At 64.0% G+C, this 26,124-nt stretch carries 21 protein-coding genes; 18 read left to right on the top strand and 3 right to left on the bottom strand.

Features of this window, described 5'->3' with window-relative positions; translation table 11 throughout:
• Positions 1-71 precede the first annotated feature (71 nt).
• Genes dapC through map form a run of 3 tightly spaced genes read right to left on the bottom strand, consistent with a single transcriptional unit; the run spans position 72 to position 4,797 of the window.
• Positions 72-1,265, bottom strand: coding sequence for a succinyldiaminopimelate transaminase (gene dapC / locus V0R62_RS12860; RefSeq protein ID WP_330103960.1), 1,194 nt, complete (start codon positions 1,263-1,265; stop codon positions 72-74).
• A gap of 21 nt (positions 1,266-1,286) precedes the next feature.
• Positions 1,287-3,989, bottom strand: coding sequence for a [protein-PII] uridylyltransferase (locus tag V0R62_RS12855; RefSeq protein ID WP_330103959.1), 2,703 nt, complete (start codon positions 3,987-3,989; stop codon positions 1,287-1,289).
• Positions 3,990-4,014: 25 nt separating this feature from the next.
• Positions 4,015-4,797: a type I methionyl aminopeptidase gene (gene map, locus V0R62_RS12850; protein ID WP_330103958.1), complete on the bottom strand. Its 783-nt coding sequence runs from the start codon at positions 4,795-4,797 to the stop codon at positions 4,015-4,017.
• 348 nt (positions 4,798-5,145) lie between these two features.
• Here map and rpsB point away from each other — a divergent pair, with 348 nt between their 5' ends.
• The 18 genes from rpsB to tilS all read left to right on the top strand — a co-directional run bounded on the left by rpsB (position 5,146) and on the right by tilS (position 25,885).
• Positions 5,146-5,883 carry a 30S ribosomal protein S2 gene (gene rpsB / locus V0R62_RS12845; RefSeq protein WP_028690678.1) on the top strand — a complete coding sequence of 246 codons (738 nt, stop codon included), beginning with the start codon at positions 5,146-5,148 and terminating at the stop codon, positions 5,881-5,883.
• Positions 5,884-6,068: 185 nt separating this feature from the next.
• Complete coding sequence (tsf, locus tag V0R62_RS12840; protein ID WP_330103957.1) at positions 6,069-6,932, top strand: translation elongation factor Ts; 864 nt, start codon at positions 6,069-6,071, stop codon at positions 6,930-6,932.
• Between the two features lie 177 nt (positions 6,933-7,109).
• Complete coding sequence (gene pyrH / locus V0R62_RS12835; RefSeq protein ID WP_028690676.1) at positions 7,110-7,853, top strand: UMP kinase; 744 nt, start codon at positions 7,110-7,112, stop codon at positions 7,851-7,853.
• Positions 7,850-8,407 (top strand): ribosome recycling factor, encoded by a 558-nt coding sequence (gene frr / locus V0R62_RS12830; protein WP_028690675.1) that lies wholly within the window; start codon positions 7,850-7,852, stop codon positions 8,405-8,407. The genes pyrH and frr overlap by 4 nt, the downstream gene beginning before the upstream one ends.
• Positions 8,408-8,426: 19 nt before the next feature.
• Positions 8,427-9,182: a polyprenyl diphosphate synthase gene (uppS, locus tag V0R62_RS12825; RefSeq protein WP_028690674.1), complete on the top strand. Its 756-nt coding sequence runs from the start codon at positions 8,427-8,429 to the stop codon at positions 9,180-9,182.
• A complete protein-coding gene (locus tag V0R62_RS12820; RefSeq protein WP_050704411.1) occupies positions 9,182-9,997 on the top strand; it encodes a phosphatidate cytidylyltransferase in 816 nt (271 codons plus the stop codon). Before uppS ends, V0R62_RS12820 begins: the two co-directional genes overlap by 1 nt.
• Positions 9,994-11,184, top strand: coding sequence for a 1-deoxy-D-xylulose-5-phosphate reductoisomerase (gene ispC, locus V0R62_RS12815; protein ID WP_050704412.1), 1,191 nt, complete (start codon positions 9,994-9,996; stop codon positions 11,182-11,184). The genes V0R62_RS12820 and ispC overlap by 4 nt, the downstream gene beginning before the upstream one ends.
• Positions 11,185-11,226: 42 nt before the next feature.
• The gene (gene rseP, locus V0R62_RS12810) at positions 11,227-12,579 is read left to right on the top strand and encodes an RIP metalloprotease RseP (RefSeq protein WP_186714677.1); all 1,353 of its coding nucleotides are present in this window, start codon (positions 11,227-11,229) and stop codon (positions 12,577-12,579) included.
• Between the two features lie 75 nt (positions 12,580-12,654).
• Positions 12,655-15,015 (top strand): outer membrane protein assembly factor BamA, encoded by a 2,361-nt coding sequence (gene bamA, locus V0R62_RS12805; protein WP_110738402.1) that lies wholly within the window; start codon positions 12,655-12,657, stop codon positions 15,013-15,015.
• 44 nt (positions 15,016-15,059) lie between these two features.
• On the top strand, positions 15,060-15,563 hold the full coding sequence (locus V0R62_RS12800; protein WP_023629834.1) for an OmpH family outer membrane protein: 504 nt from the start codon (positions 15,060-15,062) through the stop codon (positions 15,561-15,563).
• A gap of 1 nt (position 15,564) precedes the next feature.
• Positions 15,565-16,620: a UDP-3-O-(3-hydroxymyristoyl)glucosamine N-acyltransferase gene (gene lpxD, locus V0R62_RS12795; protein WP_330103956.1), complete on the top strand. Its 1,056-nt coding sequence runs from the start codon at positions 15,565-15,567 to the stop codon at positions 16,618-16,620.
• Between the two features lie 112 nt (positions 16,621-16,732).
• The gene (gene fabZ, locus V0R62_RS12790; protein WP_003252314.1) at positions 16,733-17,173 is read left to right on the top strand and encodes a 3-hydroxyacyl-ACP dehydratase FabZ; all 441 of its coding nucleotides are present in this window, start codon (positions 16,733-16,735) and stop codon (positions 17,171-17,173) included.
• Positions 17,170-17,946, top strand: a complete 777-nt coding sequence (lpxA, locus tag V0R62_RS12785; protein ID WP_028690667.1) for an acyl-ACP--UDP-N-acetylglucosamine O-acyltransferase — start codon at positions 17,170-17,172, stop codon at positions 17,944-17,946. The genes fabZ and lpxA overlap by 4 nt, the downstream gene beginning before the upstream one ends.
• A gap of 1 nt (position 17,947) precedes the next feature.
• On the top strand, positions 17,948-19,075 hold the full coding sequence (lpxB, locus tag V0R62_RS12780) for a lipid-A-disaccharide synthase (RefSeq protein ID WP_330103955.1): 1,128 nt from the start codon (positions 17,948-17,950) through the stop codon (positions 19,073-19,075).
• A 1-nt stretch (position 19,076) separates the two neighbouring features.
• Positions 19,077-19,700, top strand: coding sequence for a ribonuclease HII (gene rnhB, locus V0R62_RS12775; protein ID WP_330103954.1), 624 nt, complete (start codon positions 19,077-19,079; stop codon positions 19,698-19,700).
• 167 nt (positions 19,701-19,867) lie between these two features.
• Complete coding sequence (dnaE, locus tag V0R62_RS12770) at positions 19,868-23,392, top strand: DNA polymerase III subunit alpha (protein ID WP_330103953.1); 3,525 nt, start codon at positions 19,868-19,870, stop codon at positions 23,390-23,392.
• Positions 23,393-23,497: 105 nt separating this feature from the next.
• Positions 23,498-24,445: an acetyl-CoA carboxylase carboxyltransferase subunit alpha gene (locus tag V0R62_RS12765; RefSeq protein ID WP_186714672.1), complete on the top strand. Its 948-nt coding sequence runs from the start codon at positions 23,498-23,500 to the stop codon at positions 24,443-24,445.
• Between the two features lie 156 nt (positions 24,446-24,601).
• Positions 24,602-25,885, top strand: coding sequence for a tRNA lysidine(34) synthetase TilS (tilS, locus tag V0R62_RS12760; RefSeq protein ID WP_330103952.1), 1,284 nt, complete (start codon positions 24,602-24,604; stop codon positions 25,883-25,885).
• The last annotated feature ends 239 nt before the right edge of the window (positions 25,886-26,124 follow it).

Below are 26,124 nucleotides of genomic sequence, written 5' to 3'. Positions count from 1 at the left end.
ATTCCGTGCTGACGGTACTTAATGCTTGCCTCGATAGAGATTGCGCCCCCCGTGAGGAGGGGCGCCTGCCATCAGCGGCCCAGGAACGCGCGAATCCGCTCGGCCGCCTCGATGCACTCGGCCAGCGGCGCTACCAGGGCCATGCGCACGCGCCCGGCGCCCGGGTTGACCCCGTCTACTTCGCGGGAGAGGTACGAACCTGGCACCACGGTCACATGCTCGGCCTCGAACAGGTCGCGGGTGAAGTCGGCATCGCTGCCCGGCACCTTGGCCCACAGGTAGAAGCTGCCGTCCGGGCGTTGCACGTCGAGCACCGGTTGCAGGATGTCGAGCACGGCGTCGTACTTGGCGCGGTACTGGTCGCGGTTCTCGCGCACATGGGCCTCATCCTGCCAGGCGGCGATGCTGGCCAGCTGGGTCTGCACCGGCATGGCGCAACCATGGTAGGTGCGGTACAGCAGGAACGGCTTGATGATTTCGGCGTCGCCGGCGACGAAGCCCGAGCGCAAGCCCGGCAAGTTGGAGCGCTTGGACAGGCTGTGGAACACCACGCAGCGCTTGAAGTCATTTCGGCCCAGTTCCGCGCAGGCGCTGAGCAGGCCCGGTGGCGGCGCGTCCTCGTCGAAGTACAGCTCGCTGTAGCACTCGTCGGCGGCGATCACGAAGTCGTGCTCGTCGGCCAGGGCGATCAGCTTCTTCAGGGTGTCCATTGGCACCAGGGCGCCGGTGGGGTTGCCCGGGGAGCACAGGAACAGGATCTGGCAACGTTTCCAGACGTCGGTCGGCACGGCGTCGAAGTCGGGGTTGAAACCGTTGTTTTCCAGGCAGGGCAGGTAGTGCGGGGTGGCGCCGGCCAGCAAGGCTGCGCCTTCGTAGATCTGATAGAACGGGTTGGGGCTGACCACCAGGCCGTTCGCCGTGCGATCGACCACGGCCTGGGTGAAGGCGAACAGCGCCTCGCGGGTGCCGTTGACCGGCAGGATATGGTGGTCGGCGTCCAGCCAGCCGGCCGGCACGCCGAAGCGCCGCTCGCACCACTGGCCGATGGCCTGGCGCAGGGCCGGAAGGCCCAGGGTGCTGGGGTAGACCGCCAGCTTGTCGAGGTTGTCGGCCATGGCCTTGGCGACAAAGGCCGGCGATTCGTGCTTCGGCTCGCCGATCGACAGGGCGATCGGGCGTTTGTCCGCCGCCGGCTTCACGCTCCCCAGCAGGGCACGCAGTTTCTCGAACGGGTAGGGCTGGAGCTGGGTCAGTGCTGGGTTCATTGGCGCAAGGTCTCGTTATCGTCAAAAGGTCATGCGGGTGGGGCTGGCATCGCTGGCCTGGCCGGCCTGCAGCTGCTGGACGATGGCCTCCTGCAGGCGGCTGCACAGCTGCGGGTCGGACAGCGGCTGGTTGTCGGCGTCGGTGATGAAGAACACGTCCTCCACACGCTCGCCGAGGGTGGCGATCTTGGCGTTCTGCAGCGAGATGTCGAACTCCAGGAAGATCCGCCCGATCCGCGCCAGCAGGCCGGGGCGGTCAGGCGCGGTGATCTCGAGGATGGTCACCGGGCGCTGGGCGTCGTTGAGGATGGTCACCTGCGGCGGGAAGTCGAAGTGCTTGAGCTGGCGTGGCACCCGTCGCTGGATGATTGTCGGGTAGTCCTCGGGGGTGCGCAGCGCTTCGGTCAGGCCGTCGCGGATCTGCCTGACCCGCTGCGGGTTGTCGCCGATCGAGCCGCCGTCGTTGTCGAGCACGATGTAGGTGTCGAGGGTGAACTGGCTGCTCGAGGTGATGATGCGGGCGTCGTGGATGTTCAGGTTGAGCTGGGCCATGGCGGCCACGGTCACGGCGAAGAAGTCGTGCTGGTCGGGGGCGTAGATGAAGATCTGCGTGCCACCCTCGAATTCGCGCTGGGTGGTTTCCTTGATCAGCACCAGCGGCCCGCCGTCGGCCGGCTGCTGGAGGATCGCGTCGCTGTGCCAGGCCACGTCGGCGGCGGTGTGCTTGAGGAAGTAGTCGTCACCCAGTTGCGACCAGAGCTGCTCGACGTCGTCCGGGTCGGTGCCCTCGCGCACCAGGATGTCGAGCGCGGCGCTCTGGGTCTGGCGGATCTGCTCCTCGCGGTCCAGCGGGTTCTCCAGGCCCCGGCGCAGGGCGCGCTTGGTCTCGGTGTAGAGCTGGCGCAGCAGGCTCGCCCGCCAGGAGTTCCATAGGCTGGGGTTGGTGGCGTTGATGTCGGCCACGGTCAGCACGTAGAGGTAGTCCAGGCGTGTTTCGTCGCCCACGTGCAGGGCGAAGTCGTTGATCACCTGCGGGTCGGAGAGGTCCTTGCGCTGGGCAGTGGTGGACATCACCAGGTGGTTCTGCACCAGCCAGACGATCAGCCGACTGTCCCACGCTGGTAACTGGTGGCGTGCGCAGAAGGCCTGTGCATCCACTGCGCCCAGCTCGGAGTGGTCGCCCTGGCGACCCTTGCCGATGTCGTGGTAGAGGCCGGCCAGGTAGATCAGCTCCGGCTTGGGCAGGCGCCCCATGAGCTTGCTGGCCAGCGGGAACTTCTCGGAAACCGGGGTGTACTGCAGCTTGCGCAGGTGCTTGATCAGGTTGAGGGTGTGCGCATCGACCGTATAGATGTGGAACAGGTCGTGCTGCATCTGCCCGACGATCAAGCCGAACTCCGGCAGGTAGCGGCCGAGGATGCCATAGCGGTTCATCCGCCGCAGGTTGCGGTGGATGCCGATCTCGCACTTGAACAGCTCGATGAACAGGCTGGTGTTGCGGATATCGTTGCGGAACTTGTCGTCGATCAGGTGGCGATGCTCGCGCAGCAGGCGCACGGTGTCGGCGCGCACGCCCTTGATCTCGGGGTGCTGGGCCATCAGCACGAAGATCTCCAGCATGGCGAACGGGGTGCGCCGGAACACGTTCGGGTTGACCGCTTCTATATAGCCGTCGTGCAGGCGGAAGCGCGCGTTCAGCGGCTGGGTAGCGCCGCTGTCGTCATCGGCGAGGATCACCTCCTCGAAGTGCTGGATGATCAGGTCGCACAGCTGGCTGATGCTCATCACCACCCGGTAGTACTGCTGCATGAACTGTTCGATGGCGCGCTTGGGGTTGTCGTCGGTGTAGCCCAGCAGCGCGGCGATGCTGCGCTGGTGGTCGAACAGCAGGCGGTCCTCGGCGCGTCCGGCGAGCATGTGCAGGGCATAGCGCACGCGCCAGAGGAAGGCCTGGGACGAGGCCAGCAGTTCGTTCTCGCTTTCCAGCAGGAAGTCCTCGCCGGCCAGGGCGTGCAAATTCAGGGTGCCGTACTGGCGCCGGGCCACCCAAAGCACCGTCTGGATATCGCGCAGGCCGCCCGGCCCGCCCTTGACGTTGGGCTCGAGGTTGTACTCGGTGTCGTTGTACTTGTGGTGGCGGGCCTTGAGCTCGGCGCGCTTGGCCAGGAAGAACTCCTTGCTCGGCCACATGTGCGCGGTGCTGGTGGCGTCGAGCATGCGTCGGCGCAGCGATTCGGGGCCGGCGATGGTGCGGCTTTCCATCAGGTTGGTGATGACCGTGAGGTCGGCCCGGGCCTGCTCGGCGCATTCGTCGACGGTGCGCACGCTCTGGCCGACTTCCAGGCCGATGTCCCACAGCAGCGTGAGGAAGCGCTCAATGGCGTCGCGGTACTGCTCGTGCTCGGCGGCGTCGAGCAGGATCAGCAGGTCGATGTCCGAGAATGGGTGCAGCTCGCCGCGGCCATAGCCGCCCACCGCCACCAGGGCGATGCCGTCCGGCGCGCCCCAGCTGAACTGGTGCCAGGCCTGTTGCAGGATGTTGTCGACGAACCAGGCGCGGTCCTCGATCAGCCGGCGGATCTCGCGGCCTTCACGGAAACGCTTGTCGAGCACCTCGCCGGCCATGCGGATGGCCTTCTTGAAAGCGGCGATGGGGCTTGCCTTGAGGGCCAGTTCCGCCTGGAACTGGCCGCGGTCGAACAGCTCGGGATCCACCTGGGGCATCGAGTCGCGTTCCTGTTAGTCAGTATCAGGCCGAGGTGCGCGGGATGGTGTCGTCCTTGCGCAGGGTGAAGATCTCGTAGCCGTTGGCGGTCACCACCAGGGTGTGTTCCCACTGGGCCGAGAGCTTGCGGTCCTTGGTGATGGCGGTCCAGCCGTCGCCCAGCACCTTGGTGTCGGCCTTGCCCTGGTTGATCATCGGCTCGATGGTGAAGGTCATGCCTTCCTTGAGTTCCATGCCGGTGCCGGCGCGGCCGTAGTGGAGGATCTGCGGCTCTTCGTGGAACACCTTGCCGATGCCGTGGCCGCAGAACTCGCGGACCACCGAGAAACCGTTCTTCTCGGCGTGTTTCTGGATCACTTCGCCGATGTCGCCCAGGCGGCAGCCGGGCTTGACCAGCTCGATGGCCTTGTACAGGCACTCCTGGGTGACCTTGGACAGGCGCTCGGCCCATGGCGCGACGGTGCCGACATGGAACATGCGGCTGGTGTCGCCGTGGTAGCCGTCCTTGATCACGGTCACGTCGATGTTGATGGTGTCGCCGTCCTTGAGCGCCTTGTCATTGGGAATGCCGTGGCAGACCACATGGTTGATCGAGGTGCAGATCGACTTGGGGAAGCCCTTGTAGTTGAGGGGGGCGGGGATCGCCTGCTGGACGTTGACGATGTAGTCGTGGCACAGGCGGTCGAGCTCCTCGGTGGTGACGCCGGGCTTGACGTGCTCCTCGATCATTTCCAGCACTTCGGCGGCCAGGCGGCCAGCGATGCGCATCTTCTCGATGTCTTCTGCGGTCTTGATGGTGACGGTCATGAACAGGCTCTCTACGGCGCCCTGTAGGGCGCTAACAAACGGGAAAGGCCGGATTCTACCAGAGCGCGACGGCGATCTGTCGGGATAGTCCTACTGATCCGGTGGTCTATTGAAGGCATTCTGGCCGCAAAGCACGGGTGCTGCAAAAGCCACTGACGGACGAAGCATCATCCGGGTTCCGTTCGCGCTCGGCCTGTGGTATAAAATGCGCCGCTTTCGGGGGATGTCCTCCGTCAGCTCAAACCCACACACGTGTCGACACGATGGCCTGGGTGCCCGGTTTCCCTGGAAACACGGGTTGGTCATTGGGATACGTGGAGGCCCAACCCGACTTATCAAGGAACTATCATGTCCCAAGTCAACATGCGCGATATGCTGAAGGCCGGTGTGCACTTCGGCCACCAGACCCGTTACTGGAACCCGAAAATGGGCAAGTACATTTTCGGCGCGCGTAACAAGATCCACATCATCAACCTGGAAAAAACCCTGCCGATGTTCAACGAGGCTCTGTCCTTCGTAGAGCGCCTGGCCCAGGGCAAGAACAAGATCATGTTCGTCGGCACCAAGCGTTCCGCCGGCAAGATCGTCGCCGAGCAAGCTGCTCGTTGCGGTTCGCCATACGTTGATCACCGTTGGTTGGGCGGCATGCTGACCAACTACAAGACCATCCGCGCCTCGATCAAGCGTCTGCGCGACCTGGAAACCCAGGCCGAAGACGGCACCTTCGCCAAGCTGACCAAGAAAGAAGCCCTGATGCGTTCGCGCGATCTGGAAAAACTGGACCGCAGCCTGGGTGGTATCAAGGACATGGGCGGCCTGCCTGATGCCCTGTTCGTGATCGACGTCGACCACGAGCGCATTGCCATCACCGAAGCCAACAAGCTGGGCATCCCGGTCATCGGCGTTGTCGATACCAACAGCAGCCCGGAAGGTGTTGACTACATCATCCCAGGTAACGATGACGCCATCCGCGCCATCGAGCTGTACATGACTTCGATGGCTGACGCCGTCATCCGCGGTCGCAACAACGTTGCCGGCGGCACTGAAGTCTACGCTGAAGAAGCGGCTGCACCTGCTGCTGAGTAATTGACGCCTGGCGTCTACTTGGCACGCAAAAAGGGGGCTTGGCCCCCTTTTTGCCACCTTGAAATCCTGCTGTCAGCAACGACCCCGCATCATGGGCGAGCTGATATAAAAGCAGCGATTTGCAGAATTTAACGCCCGTGACGAGCGGGTGGAATGGTTGAAAAACTTTCCAAGAGGATTTTGAAATGGCAGCAATTACTGCGGCGCTGGTCAAAGAACTGCGCGAGCGTACCGGCGAAGGCATGATGGATTGCAAAAAGGCCCTGGAAAAGGCCGGCGGCGACATCGAGAAAGCCATTGACGACATGCGTGCCTCGGGCGCCATCAAGGCCGCCAAGAAGGCTGGCAACGTCGCTGCTGAAGGCGCTATCGCCGTCAAGACCGACGGTAAATCCGCCGTTCTGCTGGAAGTGAACTCGCAGACTGACTTCCTGGCCCTGCAAGACGACTTCAAGAACTTCGTTTCCGAAAGCATCGAAGAAGCCTTCGCCCAGAAGCTGACCGACGCCGCTCCGCTGATCGCCTCGCGTGAAGCCGCTCGTGAAGCCCTGGTTGCCAAGTGCGGCGAGAACGTCAACATCCGTCGCCTGGTGCGCGTAGAGGGCGACGTTGTCGGCGCCTACCTGCACGGCAACAAGATCGGTGCCGTTGTTGTCCTGAAAGGCGGCGACGTCGATCTGGCCAAGAACATCGCCATGCACGTTGCAGCCTCGAACCCAGAGTTCCTGGACGCGTCGGAAATCTCCGCCGAGGCCATCGAGCGCGAGAAGAACGTCTTCCTGCAGCTGAACGCCGACAAGATCGCCGGCAAGCCGGAAAACATCGTTGAGAACATGATCAACGGTCGTATCTCCAAGTTCAAAGCCGAAGCCTCGCTGAAAGAGCAAGCCTTCGTCATGGATCCGGAAGTCAAAGTCGGCGCGCTGGCCAAGAAAGCCGGTGCTGAAATCGTTTCCTTCACCTACTTCAAGGTCGGCGAAGGCATCGAGAAGCCGGTTGACGACTTCGCTGCCGAAGTTGCCGCCCAGGTAGCTGCCGCCAAGCAGTAAGACGGATTCGTCTGTCGCCCCGAAGAGGCTGCCCGCTTACGCGCGCAGCCTCTTTGTCAAAGCGGGAGCGGTTCACGAGACCGTTGCTCGCTGACGCATGAAGTGCGTCACGCTAGAGTTACGCGCAGGCTGAAACAGCCCGCCAGATTTTTACAAACGCCGCAGGAGAGATTCGCAATGGCTCAGCAGGGCAGTGGTCATCAGGCTCGCTATAAACGCATTCTACTCAAACTTAGCGGCGAGGCCCTGATGGGCTCGGAAGAGTTCGGGATCGACCCCAAGGTCCTGGATCGCATGGCGCTGGAAGTCGGCCAGCTGGTCGGCATCGGCGTTCAGGTCGGCCTGGTGATTGGTGGCGGCAACCTGTTCCGTGGCGCGGCGCTCAGTGCAGCCGGCATGGACCGCGTTACCGGTGACCACATGGGCATGCTGGCTACCGTGATGAACGGCCTGGCCATGCGCGACGCGCTGGAGCGGGCGAACATCACCGCCATCGTCATGTCGGCCATCTCCATGGTGGGCGTGACCGATCACTACGATCGCCGCAAGGCCATGCGCCACCTGAATTCCAAGGAAGTCGTGATCTTCGCTGCCGGTACCGGCAACCCGTTCTTCACCACCGACTCCGCCGCTTGCCTGCGCGCCATCGAAATCGATGCCGACGTGGTATTGAAGGCAACCAAGGTCGATGGTGTATACACTGCAGATCCATTCAAGGACCCGCATGCCGAGAAGTTCGATCATCTGTCCTACGATGAAGTGCTGGATCGCAAGCTGGGCGTAATGGACCTCACGGCAATCTGCCTTTGCCGCGATCACAAGATGCCGCTGCGCGTCTTCAACATGAACAAGCCCGGCGCCCTGCTCAACATTGTGCATGGTGGTGCGGAAGGAACTCTGATCGAGGAAGTTCAAAAATGATCAACGACATCAAGAAAGACGCCCAGGAGCGCATGGGCAAGTCCCTCGAGGCCCTGGCCCGCAACCTGGCGGCGATCCGTACCGGTCGCGCCCACCCAAGCATCCTGGACAGTGTCAAGGTGCCGGCCTGGGGCAGCGACATGCCGCTGAACCAGGTGGCCGCGATCACCGTCGAGGACGCCCGTACCCTGAAGATCGTCGCCCACGACAAGAACCTCAGCGCCGCCATCGAGAAGGCCATCCTGACCTCCGACCTGGGCCTGAACCCGTCCAGCGCCGGCACCACCATCCGCGTGCCGATGCCGGCCCTGACCGAGGAAACCCGCAAGGGTTACACCAAGCAGGCCAGCGGCGTTGCCGAAGACGCCAAGGTCGCTGTGCGCAACGTGCGTCGCGATGCCCTGGCCGACCTGAAGAAGCTGACCAAGGACAAGGAAATCAGCGAAGACGAAGAGCGTCGCGCGGCTGACGAGATCCAGAAGCTGACCGACAAGTTCGTCGCTGAAGTCGATGCCGCCTTCAAGGCCAAGGAAAAGGACCTGATGGCCGTTTGAGGCCAGGGTTGCTCTCTTAATGGAAAAGACCAAGTCGGCGGCACCGGGCTCGGTGCCGCGTCATGTCGCGATCATCATGGATGGCAACAACCGCTGGGCGAAGAAACGTCTTCTGCCCGGCGTCGCCGGCCACAAGGCCGGCGTGGATGCCGTTCGCGCGGTGATCGAAGTCTGTGCCGAGGCCAAGGTCGAGGTGCTCACGCTCTTCGCCTTCTCCAGCGAGAACTGGCAGCGTCCGGCCGAGGAGGTCGGCGCGCTGATGGAGCTGTTCTTCTCGGCATTGCGTCGCGAGGCCAAGCGCCTGAACGACAACAACATCAGCCTGCGCATCATCGGTGATCGCTCGCGCTTCCATCCTGAGCTTCAGGCGGCGATGCGCGAAGCCGAAGCGGCGACGGTGGGCAGCAACCGCTTCATCCTGCAGATCGCCGCCAATTACGGCGGCCAGTGGGACATCGCCCAGGCCGCGCAGCGCCTGGCGCGGGAAGTCCAGGCCGGCCACCTGCGCCCCGAGGACATCACCCCGGACCTGCTGCAGACCTGCCTGGCCACCGGCGACCTGCCATTGCCCGACCTGTGCATCCGTACCGGCGGCGAGCACCGCATCAGCAACTTCCTGCTGTGGCAGCTGGCCTACGCCGAGCTGTACTTCTCCGACCTTTATTGGCCGGACTTCAAACACGAGGCCATGCGTAACGCGCTGGCCGATTTCGCTTCGCGCCAGCGCCGCTTCGGTAAGACCAGCGAGCAGGTCGAAGCCGGAGCCCGTGCTTAATGCTTAAACAACGCATCATTACCGCGCTGATCCTGCTGCCGATCGCGTTGGGTGGTTTCTTCCTGCTCAACGGTGGGGATTTCGCCCTCTTCATCGGTTTCGTGGTGACGCTCGGCGCCTGGGAGTGGGCGCGCCTGGCTGGCCTGGTGGCGCAGCCGCTGCGCATCGCCTACGCCGCCGTGGTGGCGGGCGGCCTGATGCTGCTCTACCTGATGCCCGACCTTGCGCCCTGGGTGCTGGGCGCCTCGGTGATCTGGTGGGCCCTGGCCACCTGGCTGGTGCTGACCTACCCGCGTAGCGGCGAGCTGTGGAGCAGCGCCGCCTGTCGCCTGCTGATCGGTCTTCTGGTGCTGCTGCCTGCCTGGCAGGGCCTGGTGCTGCTCAAGCACTGGCCGCTGGGCAACTGGCTGATCCTGTCGGTGATGGTGCTGGTCTGGGCTGCCGACATTGGCGCGTACTTCTCCGGTCGGGCCTTCGGCAAGCGCAAGCTGGCGCCGCAGGTCAGTCCGGGCAAGAGCTGGGAGGGCGTCTATGGCGGTCTCGCGGTCAGCCTGCTGATCACCCTGGCCGTGGGTTTCGCCCGCGACTGGAGTATTGGCCAGGTGCTGCTGGGTCTGCTCGGGGCTGTCGTTGTAGTGATGTCCTCGGTGGTCGGCGACCTGACCGAGAGCATGTTCAAGCGCCGTGAAGGCATCAAGGACAGCAGCAACCTGCTGCCGGGTCATGGCGGCGTGCTTGATCGCATCGACAGCCTGACCGCGGCGATTCCGATGTTTGCCGTGCTGCTGTGGGCGGCTGAGTGGGGTGTGATGTGAGTGCCGTGCAACGCATAACCGTGCTGGGGGCCACTGGCTCCATCGGCTTGAGCACGCTGGACGTCATTGCCCGACACCCTGACCGTTACCAGGTGTTCGCCCTGAGCGGTTATTCGCGCATCGACGAACTGCTGGCCCTGTGCGAGCGTCATCGTCCGGCCTTCGCCGTGGTGCCGAGCGCCGAGGCGGCCCTGCGCCTGCGCCAGGGGCTGGCCGCGGCGGGCTGCGCCACCGAGGTGCTCGAGGGTGAGGCCGGGTTGTGTCAGGTGGCCGCTGCGTCCGAGGTGGATACCGTGATGGCGGCCATCGTCGGCGCGGCCGGCCTGCGCCCGACCTTGGCCGCTGTCGAGGCGGGCAAGAAGGTGCTGCTGGCCAACAAAGAGGCCCTGGTGATGTCCGGGGCCCTGTTCATGGAGGCGGTGCACCGCAGTGGTTCGGTATTGCTGCCGATCGACAGCGAACACAACGCGATCTTCCAGTGCATGCCCGGCGATTACGCCCGTGGCCTGGGCGCTGTCGGCGTGCGCCGGATCCTGCTGACCGCCTCCGGCGGGCCGTTCCGCGAAACCCCTGCTGAAGTATTGCTGGATGTAACGCCGGAGCAGGCCTGCGCGCATCCGAACTGGTCCATGGGGCGCAAGATCTCGGTCGATTCGGCCAGCATGCTGAACAAAGGCCTGGAGCTGATCGAGGCCTGCTGGCTGTTCGATGCCAAGCCGTCGCAGATTGAAGTGGTGGTGCACCCGCAGAGTGTCATTCACTCGCTGGTGGACTACGTCGATGGCTCGGTGCTTGCTCAGCTGGGCAACCCGGACATGCGCACGCCGATCTCCAACGCCCTGGCCTGGCCGGAGCGGATCGATTCGGGCGTCGCCCCGCTGGACCTGTTCGCCATCGCCCGTCTGGATTTCCAGGCGCCCGACGAACAGCGCTTCCCATGCCTGCGCCTGGCGCGTCAGGCTGCCGAGGCGGGCAACAGCGCGCCGGCGGTGCTCAATGCCGCCAACGAAGTGGCCGTCGAGGCGTTTCTCCAGCGGCGTATCCGCTTCCCGGAGATCGCGGGTATGATCGAACAGGTGCTCGACCAGGAGCCCGTGGTGGCCTTGCCCACCCTCGAGGCGGTGTTCGCCGCCGACCAGCGTGCCCGGGAGCTGTCCCGGGAGTGGCTGCGACGCCACGGCCGCTGAAGCCTGCGGCCGACTCCGCCGAATGTCACCCGGAGATTGGACATGACTGCGCTCTACATGATTGTCGGCACCCTGATTGCACTGGGTGTGCTGGTTACCTTCCACGAGTTCGGCCACTTCTGGGTGGCGCGGCGTTGCGGGGTCAAGGTCCTGCGTTTCTCGGTGGGCTTTGGCACGCCGCTGGTGCGCTGGCATGACCGCCACGGCACCGAGTTCGTCGTCGCCGCGATCCCCCTGGGCGGCTACGTCAAGATGCTCGACGAGCGCGAGGGCGAGGTTCCGTCGGCGCTGGTCGAGCAGTCGTTCAACCGCAAGTCGGTCCGTCAGCGCATTGCCATCGTGGCCGCTGGTCCCATCGCCAACTTCCTGCTCGCCATCCTGTTCTTCTGGGTGGTGGCCATGCTGGGTTCGCAGCAGGTGCGTCCGGTCATTGGTGGCGTCGAAGCCGGCAGCCTGGCGGCCAGCGCCGGGCTGAGCGTCGGCCAGGAAATCGTTTCCATTGATGGCGAGCCGACCAATGGTTGGTCGGCGGTCAATCTGCAGTTGGTGCGCCGCCTCGGCGAGAGCGGCACGCTGCGGGTTGGAGTGCTCGACGAGGGCGCGACGGTCGAACGCCAGCTCGATGTTTCCCTGAATCAGTGGCTCAAGGGCGTCGACGAGCCTGAGCCGATCCAGTCCCTTGGCCTGCGCCCCTGGCGCCCGGCGATGGTGCCGGTGCTGGCGGAAATCGATCCGAAGGGGCCGGCCGCCGCAGCCGGCCTCAAGACCGGTGACAAGCTGTTGGCGCTCGACGGTGTTGAGCTGGCCGACTGGCAACAAGTGGTCGACGCAGTCCGTGCCCGTCCCGAGAAAAAGGTCAGCCTGCGCGTCGAGCGCGACGGCGTACCGCTCGAGGTTGCAGTCACCCTGGCGCGCAAGGGTGAGGGCCAGGCTTCCGGCGGCTACCTCGGTGCTGGGGTCAAGGCCGCCGAATGGCCGGCGAAGATGCTCCGCGAGGTCAGCTACGGGCCGCTCGAGGCGGTCGGCGAGGGGCTTTCCCGCACCTGGAGCATGAGCGTCCTGACCCTCGAATCGCTGAAGAAAATGCTGTTCGGAGAGCTCTCGGTAAAAAACTTGAGCGGACCGATAACCATTGCTAAAGTGGCGGGCGCTTCAGCCCAGTCGGGCGTTGGGGATTTCCTGAATTTCCTGGCCTACCTGAGCATAAGCCTGGGGGTTCTGAACCTGCTGCCCATCCCGGTACTGGATGGGGGGCATTTGCTGTTCTACCTGATCGAGTGGGCGCGCGGTCGTCCGCTCTCGGATCGGGTGCAAGGTTGGGGGGTCCAGATCGGTATCAGTTTGGTCGTCGGGGTGATGTTGCTCGCCCTGATCAACGATCTGGGTCGACTATAAAAGCTTCGCTCAATCGCGAAACCTGCCGCCTTGTCGCGGCAGGTTGTTTATTGCCAGTTGGAATAAAAGGACTTCATGAAACGTCTGCTGCTAACTGCGGTGCTCTCCGCACTGATGATCGCTGAAGTTCACGCCGAGTCCTTCACCATCTCCGATATTCGTGTCAACGGCCTGCAGCGGGTGTCCGCCGGCAGCGTGTTCGGCGCGTTGCCGCTGAACGTCGGTGACCAGGTCGACGACCGCCGTCTGGTCGACTCGACTCGCTCGCTGTTCAAGACCGGCTTCTTCCAGGACATCCAGCTGAACCGCGACGGCAATGTCCTGATCATCAACGTGGTCGAGCGCCCCTCGGTGTCGAGCATCGAGATCGAAGGCAACAAGGCGATCAGCACCGAAGACCTGATGAAGGGCCTGAAACAGTCGGGCCTGGCCGAAGGCGAGATCTTCCAGCGCGCGACGCTGGAAGGCGTGCGCAACGAACTGCAGCGCCAGTACGTGGCCCAGGGCCGCTACTCCGCCGAGGTCGACGCCGAGGTCGTGCCGCAGCCGCGCAACCGCGTCGGCTTGAAGATCAAGATCAACGAAGGCACCGTGGCCGCGATCCAGCACATCAACGTGGTGGGCAACACGGTCTTCGACGACGAGACCCTCGGCCAGCTGTTCGAGCTCAAGACCACCAACTGGCTGTCGTTCTTCAAGAACGACGACAAGTACGCCCGGGAAAAGCTCTCCGGTGACCTGGAGCGCCTGCGTTCCTATTACCTGGACCGCGGCTACATCAACATGGACATCGCGTCCACCCAGGTGTCGATCACCCCAGACAAGAAGCACGTCTACATCACCGTCAACATCAACGAGGGCGAGAAGTACACCGTCCGCGACGTGAAGCTGTCCGGTGACCTGAAAGTGCCGGAAGACCAGGTCAAGTCGCTGCTGCTGGTGCAGCCGGGCCAGGTATTCTCGCGCAAGGTGATGACCACCACTTCCGACCTGATCACCCGTCGTCTGGGTAACGAAGGCTACACCTTCGCCAACGTCAACGGCGTGCCACAGCCGAACGACCAGGATCACACCGTCGACATCATGTTCGTCGTCGATCCGGGCAAGCGTGCCTACGTCAACCGCATCAACTACCGCGGCAACACCAAGACCGAAGACGAAGTGCTGCGTCGCGAAATGCGTCAGATGGAAGGTGGCTGGGCCTCGACCTACCTGATCGACCAGTCCAAGACCCGCCTCGAGCGCCTGGGCTTCTTCAAGGAAGTCAACGTCGAGACGCCGCCGGTGCCGGGCACCGACGACCAGGTCGACGTCAACTACAGCGTCGAAGAGCAGGCCTCCGGCTCGATTACCGCCAGCGTCGGTTTCGCCCAGAGCGCCGGTCTTATCCTGGGTGGCTCGATCAGCCAGAACAACTTCCTCGGTACCGGTAACAAGGTCTCCATCGGCCTGACCCGTTCCGAGTACCAGACCCGCTACAACTTCGGCTACGTCGATCCCTACTTCACCGCCGATGGCGTGAGCCTGGGCTACAACGCCTTCTACCGCAGCACCGACTACGACGACCTCGACGTCGACGTGGCCAGCTATGCGGTGGACAGCCTCGGTGCCGGTGTCAGCCTCGGCTACCCGATCAGCGAGACCTCGCGCCTGACCTACGGCCTGACCGTGCAGCAGGACAAGATCAAGACCGGCCGCTACACCGTTGACGAGATCTTCAAGTTCCTCCAGGACGAGGGCGACAACTTCCTGAACTTCAAGGCCTCGATCGGCTGGTCCGAGTCGACCCTGAACAAAGGCGTGCTGGCTACCCGCGGTCACTCCCAGAGCCTGACCCTGGAAACCACCGTGCCGGGCAGCGACCTGTCGTTCTACAAGCTCGACTACCGTGGCCAGCTGTTCAAGCCAATCAACAACGACTACACCCTGCGCCTGCACACCGAACTGGGCTATGGTGATGGTTTCGGCTCGACCTCCGGTCTGCCGTTCTATGAAAACTACTACGCGGGCGGCTTCAACTCCGTGCGCGGCTTCAAGGACAGCACCCTGGGCCCACGCAGCACCCCGAGCCGTGGCGCCGCGGTAACCGGCAACCAGGGCACCATCGCCGACCCGGACCAGGATCCGCTGCCGTTCGGTGGTAACGTCCTCGTCCAGGGTGGCGTGGAGCTGCTGTTCCCGCTGCCGTTCGTCAAGGATCAGCGTTCGCTGCGCACGTCCGTGTTCTGGGACGTGGGTAACGTGTTCGACACCAACTGCGGCTCGAAGCCCGATTGCACCAAGGTCGGTTTCTCGGACATGGCCAGTTCGGTCGGTCTGGGCGTGACCTGGATCACCGCGCTGGGCCCGCTGAGCTTCAGCCTGGCGATGCCGATCAAGAAGCCGGACGACGCCGACACGCAAGTGTTCCAATTCTCTCTGGGCCAGACCTTCTGAGGTCGGCCCTTGCATAACGACAACGGATTATCCAGGAGTGCATCGTGCGTAAGTTGACCCAACTGGCCCTCGTGGCCGCGGCGCTGGTCGCCACCCCGGCTTTCGCCGAAATGAAAGTTGCCGTGCTGAACTATCAGATGGCCCTGCTGGAATCCGACGCGGCCAAGAAGTACGCCGTTGACGCCGAGAAGAAGTTCGGCCCGCAACTGACCAAGCTCAAGGGCCTGGAAAGCAGCGCCAAGGGTATCCAGGACCGCCTGATCAAGGGCGGCGACAAGATGCCTCAGCCTGAGCGTGAACGCCTGGAGCTCGAGTTCAAGCAAAAAGCCCGCGACTTCCAGTTCCAGTCCAAGGAACTCAACGAAGCCAAGGCCGTGGCCGATCGCGATATGCTCAAGCAGCTCAAGCCGAAACTCGACGGCGCTGTTGAGGAAGTGATCAAGAAGGGCGGTTTCGACCTGGTTCTGGAGCGTGGCGCGGTCATCGATGTCAAGCCGCAGTACGACATCACCCGCCAGGTCATCGAGCGCATGAACCAAGCCCGTTGATATGACCGTGACCATGACGCTCGGCCAGCTGGCCGAGGCCCTCGGGGCCGAACTCAAAGGCCCCGAGGCGCTGCAGATCACCGGGCTGGCCACCTTGCAGGAGGCCGGTTCCGGGCAGTTGAGCTTCCTGGCCAACAAGCAGTACCGCAAGTTTCTGGACGACTCCTCGGCCAGCGCGGTATTGCTCAAGGCCGAGGACGCCGAAGGTTTTGCCGGCAACGCCCTGATCGTTCCCGATCCTTACCTGGCCTATGCACGCATTTCGCACCTGTTCGATCCGAAGCCCAAGGCTGTGGCGGGAATCCATCCCAGCGCCGTGGTTGCCGAGGATGCCCAGGTGGATGCCAGCGCCAGCATCGGCCCGTTCGCGGTGATCGAGAGCGGCGCGCGCATTGGCGCCAACGTGACGGTCGGCGCGCACTGCTTCGTCGGTGCCCGCTGCGTCATCGGCGAGGGTGGCTGGCTGGCTCCGCGGGTCACGCTGTATCACGACGTGACTATCGGCAAGCGCGTGGTCATCCAGTCCGGCGCGGTGATCGGTGGCGAGGGCTTCGGCTTCGCCAACGAGAAGGGTATCTGGCGCAAGATCGCGCAGATCGGCGGCGTCACCCTGGGTGATGACGTGGAGATCGGCGTGAACACCGCGGTAGACCGCGGCGCGCTGTCGGACACCCGCATCGGCGATGGTGTCAAGCTCGACAACCAGATCCAGATCGCCCACAACGTGCAGGTCGGCGACCACACGGCGATGGCGGCCTGCGTCGGGATTTCCGGCAGCACCCGCATCGGCAAGCATTGCATGATTGCCGGCGGCGTCGGGATGGTCGGCCACATCGACGTCTGCGACAATGTCTTCGTTTCCGGCATGACCATGGTGACCCGTTCGATTACCGAGCCGGGTGGCTATTCTTCCGGTACGGCCATGCAACCCTTGGCCGAGTGGCGCAAGAGCGCCGCTCGCATTCGCCAGCTGGACGAGATGTCCAAGCGTCTCCAGCAGCTGGAAAAGCGTGTCGACACCGTGACCTCAGGTGGCCAGCCGGCATCAGAAGGCTGATACCATTTACTGAGCAAGCGTTACAGTCGCTAGCTGGCTCCTCTTTGGATCTGCAAAAGGAGCGTGTGGTCAGCACCTGCGCTCCCTATTCTTATACAGGCTTCCCCCCGAAATGATGGACATCAACGAGATTCGCGAATACCTGCCTCACCGTTACCCGTTCCTGCTCGTGGACCGTGTGACGGACCTGGACTTCGAGGCCCAAAGCATTCGTGCCTACAAGAATGTCAGCATCAATGAGCCGTTCTTCAATGGCCACTTCCCGGCGCATCCGATCATGCCGGGCGTGCTGATCATCGAGGCGATGGCCCAGGCGGCCGGGATTCTCGGATTCAAGATGCTCGACGCCAAGCCGGCGGACGGCACCCTTTACTACTTCGTCGGCTCCGACAAGCTGCGCTTCCGCCAGCCGGTACTGCCGGGTGACCAGTTGGTGCTGGAAGCCAAGTTCCTCAGCCGCAAGAGCATGATCTGGAAGTTCGAGTGCCGCGCCCTGGTGGACGGCAAGCCGGTCTGCTCGGCCGAGATCACCTGCGCGGAACGCTCCCTATGAGTTCGATTGACCCACGGGCGATCATCGACCCCTCGGCCAAGTTGGCCGAGGGCGTCGAGGTCGGCCCCTGGTCGATCGTAGGCCCCGATGTAGAAATCGGGGAGGGCACCGTCATCGGTCCGCACGTGGTGCTCAAGGGGCCGACCCGCATCGGCAAGCACAACCGCATCTACCAGTTTTCCTCGATCGGCGAAGACACCCCTGACTTGAAGTACAAGGGTGAGCCGACGCGCCTGGTGATCGGTGACCACAACGTGATCCGCGAGGGTGTCACCATCCACCGCGGCACCGTGCAGGACCGTTCGGAAACCACCCTGGGCGATCACAACCTGATCATGGCCTATGCCCACATCGGCCACGACAGCGTCATCGGCAACCACTGCATCCTGGTCAACAACACCGCGCTGGCGGGCCATGTGCATGTCGGCGACTGGGCGATCCTGTCCGGCTACACCCTGGTTCACCAGTACTGCCATATCGGCGCCCACGCGTTTTCCGGCATGGGCACCGCGATCGGCAAGGACGTACCGGCCTACGTCACCGTGTTCGGTAGCCCGGCCGAGGCGCGCAGCATGAACTTCGAAGGCCTGCGCCGTCGCGGTTTCAGTGACGAAGTGCTGCACGCTCTGCGTCGCGCCTACAAGATCGTCTACCGCCAGGGCCTGACCGTCGAAGAAGCGCTCAAGGAACTGGATGAGCTGGTCACGCAGTTCCCCGAAGTCGACCTGTTCCGCCAATCGATCGCCAATTCCGCACGCGGCATCACCCGCTGACATGGCCCAGCTCTGCGTGGCGCTGGTCGCGGGTGAGGCCAGCGGCGATATTCTCGGTTCCGGCCTGATGCGCGCCATCAGGGCACGTCATCCCGATGTACGGTTCATCGGTGTTGGCGGTCCCTTGATGGAAGCCGAGGGCATGACCTCCTACTTTCCGATGGAACGTCTGGCCGTCATGGGCCTGGTCGAGGTGCTCGGGCGCCTGCGCGAGCTGCTCAAGCGGCGCAAGGAGCTGATCCAGACACTGATCGGCGAAAAGCCCGACGTGTTCATTGGCATCGACGCCCCCGATTTCACCCTCAATATCGAACTCAAGCTGCGCCAGGCCGGGATCAAGACGGTGCATTACGTCAGCCCGTCGGTCTGGGCCTGGCGGCAGAAGCGCGTGCTGAAGATTCGCGAGGGCTGCGACCTGATGCTCACCTTGCTGCCGTTCGAGGCGCGCTTTTATGAAGAGCAGGGTGTGCCGGTGCGTTTCGTCGGCCATCCGCTGGCTGACACGATTCCCCTGGAGGCCGACCGTGGCGCGGCGCGTGCCGAGCTGGGCCTGGGCGAAGGGCCGGTGATCGCGCTGATGCCCGGCAGCCGGGGGGGGGAGGTGGGGCGCCTGGGTGCCTTGTTCCTCGATGCCGCCCAGCGCCTGCGCGAGCTGGTGCCCGGCGTGCGCTTCGTGCTGCCGTGCGCCAATGCCGCCCGGCGCGCCCAGGTCGAGCAGATGCTCGAAGGGCGCGAGCTGCCGCTGACCCTGCTGGATGGCCGCTCGCACCAGGCGCTGGCTGCCTGTGACGCGGTGCTGATCGCCTCCGGCACTGCCACCCTGGAAGCGATGCTGTACAAGCGACCGATGGTGGTGGCCTACCGCCTGGCGCCGCTGACGTACTGGATCCTCAAGCGCATGGTCAAGAGCCCGTACGTGTCGCTGCCCAACCTGCTGGCCCAGCGCCTGCTGGTACCGGAGCTGCTGCAGGACGCCGCCACCAGCGAAGCCCTGGCGCAGACCTTGGCACCGCTGGTCAAGGACGGCTCGCAGCAGACCGACAGCTTCGACCAGATCCACCGCACCCTGCGCCGCGACGCCTCGAACCAGGCGGCCGACGCGGTGCTCGCCCTGTTGAAGGACCGCTGACATGCAGATGGGACTGGATTTCAACCTGGTTGAAGAACTGGTGGCCGGCGTTGATGAGGTGGGCCGTGGCCCTCTGTGCGGCGCGGTGGTCACCGCGGCGGTGATTCTCGACCCGCGCCGACCGATCCTCGGCCTGAACGACTCGAAGAAGCTCACCGAGGCCAAGCGCGACGCGCTGTTCGACGAGATCCGCGAAAAGGCCCTGAGCTTCTGCATCGCCCGGGCCGAGGTCGAGGAGATCGACCGCCTGAACATCCTCCAGGCCACCATGCTGGCCATGCAGCGCGCGGTCGAAGGGCTGCACATCACGCCGAAACTGGCGCTGATCGACGGCAACCGTTGCCCGAAGCTGGCCGTGCCGGCGGCGCCGGTGGTCAAGGGCGACTCCCAGGTGCCGGCGATCGCGGCGGCCTCGATCCTGGCCAAGGTCACCCGTGACCGCGAGATGAGCGAGTTCGAGCTGATCTACCCGGGTTACGGGATCGGCGGGCACAAAGGCTATCCGACCCCGGTGCACCTCGAGGCCCTGGCCCGTCTTGGGCCGACGCCCATTCATCGGCGTTCGTTCGCGCCGGTGCGGGCCGCATGGGAAGCCCGTGAAGGTTTTTCCACCTCGCTGATCTGATCGGCGCCATTCATCGCGGGGCAAGCCCGCTCCCACGCCGAGCTGTGTGGGGGCGGGCTTGCCCCGCGATGCATTCTGCAACCAACCGCTGACCTCCAGGCGAGGCAAGCGAAGAGCAATACGCTACAATCCCGCCCTTGTCGTTCAGCACTGCTACAGGATCCTCCATGCCGGTCTCCTTCGTTCACCTTCGCGTGCACTCCGAATTCTCCCTGGTCGACGGCCTGGTGCGGATCAAGCCGCTGGCCAAGGCCCTGGCCGGGATGAACATGCCGGCGGTGGCGATCACCGATCAGAGCAACATGTGCTCGCTGGTGAAGTTCTACAAGACCGCCATGGGCGCCGGCATCAAGCCGATCTGCGGCGCCGACCTGTGGCTGGCCGGGGCCGATCCCGAGGCACCGCTGTCGCGCATCTGCTTCCTGGCCATGAACCCCAAGGGCTATCGCAACCTCACCGAGCTGATCTCCCGTGGCTGGACCGACGGCCAGCGCAACGGCCTGGTCATCATCCAGCGCGACTGGATCGCCCCGGCCAGCGAGGGGCTGATCGCCCTGTCCGCAGGCAAGGAAGGCGATATCGGCGTGGCCCTGATGGCCGGGCGCCAGGACGAGGCCGAGGCCCTGCTCGGCGACTGGATGGGCATGTTCCCCGATCGTTTCTACGTCGAGCTGCAGCGCACCAACCGCGCCGGTGACGAAGAGTACGTGCACGCCGCCGTGGCCCTGGCCGACAAGCTCGGCGCGCCGCTGGTGGCGACCAACGACGTGCGCTTTATCAAGCAGTCGGACTTCGATGCCCATGAGACCCGCGTGTGTATCGGCGAGGGCTGGACCCTCGACGACCCGCGCCGCCCACGTGGCTACAGCGATCAGCAGTATCTCAAGTCGCCGGAAGAGATGGCCGAGCTGTTCAGCGACCTGCCGGACGCCATCGCCAACACCGTGGAGATCGCCAAGCGCTGCAACATCACCGTGCAGCTGGGCAAGTACTTCCTCCCCGATTTCCCAACGCCCAACGGCATGGGTATCGACGACTACCTGCGCCATGTCTCCCACGAAGGCCTGGAGGAGCGCCTGGCGGTGCTCTGGCCGAAGGAGACCACGCCCAACTACGAAGAGAAGCGCCAGGTCTACCTGGACCGCCTGAAGTTCGAGCTGGACATCATCATCCAGATGGGCTTCCCCGGCTACTTCCTCATCGTTATGGACTTCATCAAGTGGGCGAAGAACAACGACGTGCCGGTTGGTCCGGGCCGGGGATCGGGTGCCGGTTCCCTGGTGGCCTATGTCCTGAAGATCACCGACCTCGACCCGCTGGCCTATGACCTGCTGTTCGAGCGCTTCCTCAACCCTGAACGTATTTCCATGCCCGACTTCGACGTCGACTTCTGCATGGATGGCCGCGACCGGGTGATCGACTACGTGGCCGAGGCCTATGGTCGCAACGCGGTGAGCCAGATCATCACCTTCGGCACCATGGCCGCCAAGGCGGTGGTGCGCGACGTGGCGCGGGTGCAAGGCAAGTCCTACGGCCTGGCCGACCGCCTGTCGAAGATGATCCCGTTCGAAGTGGGCATGACCCTGGAGAAGGCCTACGAGCAGGAAGAGATCCTGCGCGACTTCCTCAAGAGTGACGAGGACGGCCGCGAGATCTGGGATATGGCCCTCAAGCTCGAGGGGGTCACCCGCGGTACCGGCAAGCACGCCGGTGGCGTGGTGATCGCGCCGACCAAGCTCACCGATTTTTCGCCGATCGCCTGTGACGAAGAGGGCGGCGGCCTGGTGACCCAGTTCGACAAGGATGACGTCGAGGCCGCGGGCCTGGTGAAGTTCGACTTCCTCGGCCTGCGGACCCTGACCATCATCAAGTGGGCGATGGAGATCATCAACCGCGAGCAGGCCAAGAAGAACCTGCCCGACGTCAACATCGACTTCATCCCGCTAGACGACCGCAAGACCTACGAGCTGCTGCAGAAAGCCGAGACCACGGCAGTGTTCCAGCTCGAATCCCGTGGCATGAAGGAGCTGATCAAGAAGCTCAAGCCCGACTGCCTGGAAGACCTCATCGCACTGGTGGCGCTGTTCCGTCCGGGCCCGCTGCAATCGGGCATGGTCGACGACTTCATCAACCGCAAGCACGGCCGGGCAGAGCTGGCCTACCCGCACTCCGACTACCAGTACGAAGGCCTCAAGCCGGTACTCGCGCCCACCTACGGCATCATCCTGTACCAGGAACAGGTGATGCAGATCGCCCAGGTGATGGCCGGCTACACCCTCGGTGGCGCCGACATGCTGCGTCGGGCCATGGGTAAGAAAAAGCCCGAGGAGATGGCCAAGCAGCGCGGCGGTTTCATCGAAGGCTGCGTAGCCAACAACATCGATGCGGACCTGGCCGGTAACATCTTCGACCTGGTAGAGAAATTCGCCGGCTACGGCTTCAACAAATCCCACTCCGCCGCCTATGGCCTGGTGTCGTACCAGACCGCCTGGCTGAAGACCCACCACCCGGCGCCGTTCATGGCCGCGGTGCTGTCGGCGGATATGCACAACACCGACAAGGTGGTGGTGCTGGTCGAGGAAGTGCGCAGCATGAAGCTGCGCCTCGATGCGCCGGACGTGAACTTCTCGGACTTCAAGTTCACCGTCAACAATGACGGGCGCATTGTTTATGGCCTGGGCGCGATCAAGGGCGTCGGCGAGGGGCCGGTGGAGGCGATCGTCGAGGCACGCGCCCAGGGCGGTCCGTTCAAGGACCTGTTCGACTTCTGCGAGCGCATCGATCTCAAACGGGTCAACAAGCGGACCCTCGACGCGCTGATCCGCAGTGGTGCGCTGGACCGCCTGGGGCCGCATTTCCATGACGAGATCAAGGCCTATCAGGCCAATATCGACATCAACCGTGCGACCTTGCTGTCGGCGCTGGGCGAGGCGGTCAAGGCTGCCGAGCAGGCCGCCCATACCGCGGACAGTGGCCACGTCGACCTGTTCGGCGGCATGTTCGACGAGGCGGATGTCGATGTCTACGCCAACCATCGCAAGGTGCGCGAGCTGACCCTCAAGGAGCGCCTCAAGGGTGAGAAAGACACCCTCGGCCTGTACCTGACCGGTCATCCTATCGACGAATACGAGACCGAGATCCGCCGCTTCGCCCGCCAGCGCATCGTCGACCTCAAGCCGGCGCGGGGCACCCAGACCATCGCCGGCATGATCATTGCCCTGCGGGTGATGAAGAACAAGAAGGGTGACAAGATGGGCTTCGTCACCCTGGATGACCGTTCCGGGCGTATCGAGGCCTCGCTGTTCGCCGATGCCTTCATGGGCGCCCAGGCCCTGCTGCAGACCGACGCCATGGTGGTGGTGGAAGGGGAGGTGAGCAACGACGACTTCTCCGGCGGCCTGCGCCTGCGGGTCAACACCGTGATGACCATGGAGGACGCCCGGACCAAGCTGGCCGAGAGCCTGCGCCTGAAGGTCTGCCACGACGCCCTCAAGGGCGATCGGCTGAAGTGGCTGGGCGAGCTGATCACCCGTCACCGCGGAGGTTGTCCGATCACCCTGGAGTACACCGGCAGCGACGCCAAGGCCATGCTGCAGTTTGGCGACCAATGGTCGATCGACCCGGCCGATGGGTTGATTCAGGCACTGCGTGACCAGTTCGGGCGTGAGAACGTCTTCCTGCAATACCGTTGAAACGACGAATTTTAATCTCGACCTTTATGCGCCTGATCCCTTAAGGTAGGGCGCCAAACGGATCAACCGGCCGGCCGCCTGGCCGTAGACCCAAGACGGAAGCCTATGAACCCGAATTTCCTCGATTTCGAACAGCCGATTGCCGACCTGCAAGCCAAGATCGAAGAGCTGCGCCTGGTGGGCAACGACAACTCGCTGAACATCAGCGATGAAATTGCCCGTCTGCAGGACAAGAGCAGCACCCTGACCGAGAGCATCTTCGGCAACCTGACCAGCTGGCAGATCGCCCGCCTGGCCCGTCACCCGCGCCGTCCGTACACCCTCGACTACATCGACCACATCTTCACCGAGTTCGAGGAGCTGCACGGCGACCGTCACTTTGCCGACGACGCCGCGATTGTCGGTGGCACCGCGCGCCTGAACGACAAGCCGGTCATGGTCATCGGTCACCAGAAGGGCCGTGAAGTACGCGAGAAGGTACGCCGCAACTTCGGCATGCCGCGTCCTGAAGGCTACCGCAAGGCCTGCCGCCTGATGGAAATGGCCGAGCGCTTCAAGATGCCGATCCTGACCTTCATCGATACCCCGGGCGCCTACCCGGGCATCGACGCCGAAGAGCGCAACCAGAGCGAGGCCATCGCCTGGAACCTGCGTGTGATGGCGCGCCTGAAGACGCCGATCATCGCCACCGTGATTGGTGAGGGTGGTTCCGGCGGCGCACTGGCCATCGGCGTGTGCGACCAGCTGAACATGTTGCAGTACTCCACCTACTCGGTGATTTCGCCGGAAGGTTGCGCCTCGATCCTGTGGAAGACCGCCGACCGCGCGGCTGATGCCGCCGAGGCCATGGGTGTCACCGCCGAGCGCCTGAAGAGCCTGAACATCGTCGACAAGGTCATCCCGGAGCCGCTGGGCGGCGCCCACCGTGATCCGGCGAAGATGGCGGCAAGCGTTCGCGCCGACCTGATCGAACAGCTGGACATGCTCGGCAAGCTCGACAACGACGCGCTGCTCAAGCGCCGTTACGATCGCCTGATGAGCTACGGCCTCTGATGGATTCCGGGGGCCGCTTCGCGGCCCTTTCGCGACACAAGGCCGCTCTTACAGGATTGCGCAGTATTCGAAACTGGCGCCATCCTGTAGGAGCGGCCTTGTGTCGCGAAAGGGGCGCAAAGCGCCCCCGGCGATCTCAAGTCCTGTGAGGCCCTGATGCTCAACCTCACCCCCTGGCTCAATGCCCCCGCCTGGTACGTCGCCTTCTCCGGCGGCCTGGACTCCACCGTCCTCCTGCACCAGCTCGCCGGATACGCCCGCCACCATTCAACGCCGCCCCTGCGCGCGATCCATGTCCATCACGGCCTGCAAGCCGCCGCCGATACCTGGCCCGATCACTGCCGAGCGGTGTGTGCCACCCTGGGTGTCGAACTCGATGTGGTCCCCGTTCAGGTCGCCCCCGGTGCCAGCCTCGAACAGGCGGCCCGCAATGCCCGCTACGGCGCCTTCGAAAAACGGCTGGGCGCAGGCGAGGTGCTGTTCACCGGCCAGCACCGTAACGATCAGGCCGAAACCCTACTGTTTCGCCTGCTGCGCGGCGCCGGCCTGCGTGGGTTGTCCGCCATGCCGCAACAGCGGCCGCTAGGGCAGGGCAGCCTGGTGCGCCCGTTGCTGGGGCTGTCGCGCCAGCAGTTGCAGGCTTACGCCGACAGGCACGGGCTGGTATGGGTCGACGACCCTTCCAACAGCGACACCACCTTCGCTCGCAACTTCCTCCGTGGCGAGGTTTTCCCGATGCTGCGCCAGCGCTGGCCCCAGGCCGAAGCCAATCTGGCGCGCAGCGCGGAACACCTGGGCGAGGCGCTGGGGCTGCTGGACGAACTGGCCGCCAGCGACCTGGCACACGCCTGCGACAACGCGCCGCTGCCCTGGTCTGGATTGGATTCTCTGAGCCTTGCGGCACTCACCGCGCTAACCCCGGCGCGCCAGCGCAATGCCTTACAGTTCTGGCTCAGCCAGCGTACCCGCTTGCCCGACAGCCGCCACTGGGCCGGCTGGAACGATCTGCGCGACGCGGCGGCCGATGCCAGCCCGATCTGGCGCCTGACCGATGGCGAGCTGCACCGCAGCCATGGGCGTATCTGGTGGCTGAGTGGCGATTGGCTGGCTGAGGTGTCGGGTGATTACCCCTGGCTGGACACCGCGCAACCCTTGCACCTACCGGGCAATGGCTGCGTGCGCCTTACATCAGGTCTGCCGGGTGAAGGCCTGCACATCCGCTACCGCCAGGGCGGCGAGATCATGCTATTGCCCGGCCGCGGTCGGCGCGATCTCAAGCGTCTGCTCAATGAACTGCAGGTCCCGCACTTCGTGCGTCCGCGCCTGCCGCTGCTGTATCGCGGCGAGCAGTTGCTGGCGGTGGCCAACCTGCCCGAGCTGGAGCTGGCGGATTGCCAGTTGCACTGGCAGCCGCCGACGAGCGTGCAAGGTTTGAGCTGAAGGGTACATTCGGGTAGACTACCCTCCCTTCTTGATACAACTTCTGTGGGTTGCGCAAAAACACAGGAGTTGCCGATTACCAAGCAGTTTTTTGCTGGGCTGATTTCTTAAAATGACGAGCGAGCTCCATGCCGGGGATACCCCTGGTCTGTACAGACGCGGCAGTTTTTCGAGATGCACTGTGATTGACGCAGGTGATCGGGGGCTTCGGCCTTCCTTCGCTTTCTCCGGCGGCGCAT

It is taken from the genome of Pseudomonas carassii (assembly GCF_036324045.1).
GTDB classification, from domain to species: Bacteria; Pseudomonadota; Gammaproteobacteria; order Pseudomonadales; family Pseudomonadaceae; genus Aquipseudomonas; species Aquipseudomonas peradeniyensis.
This window is presented reverse-complemented; position numbering and strand designations above follow the sequence as displayed.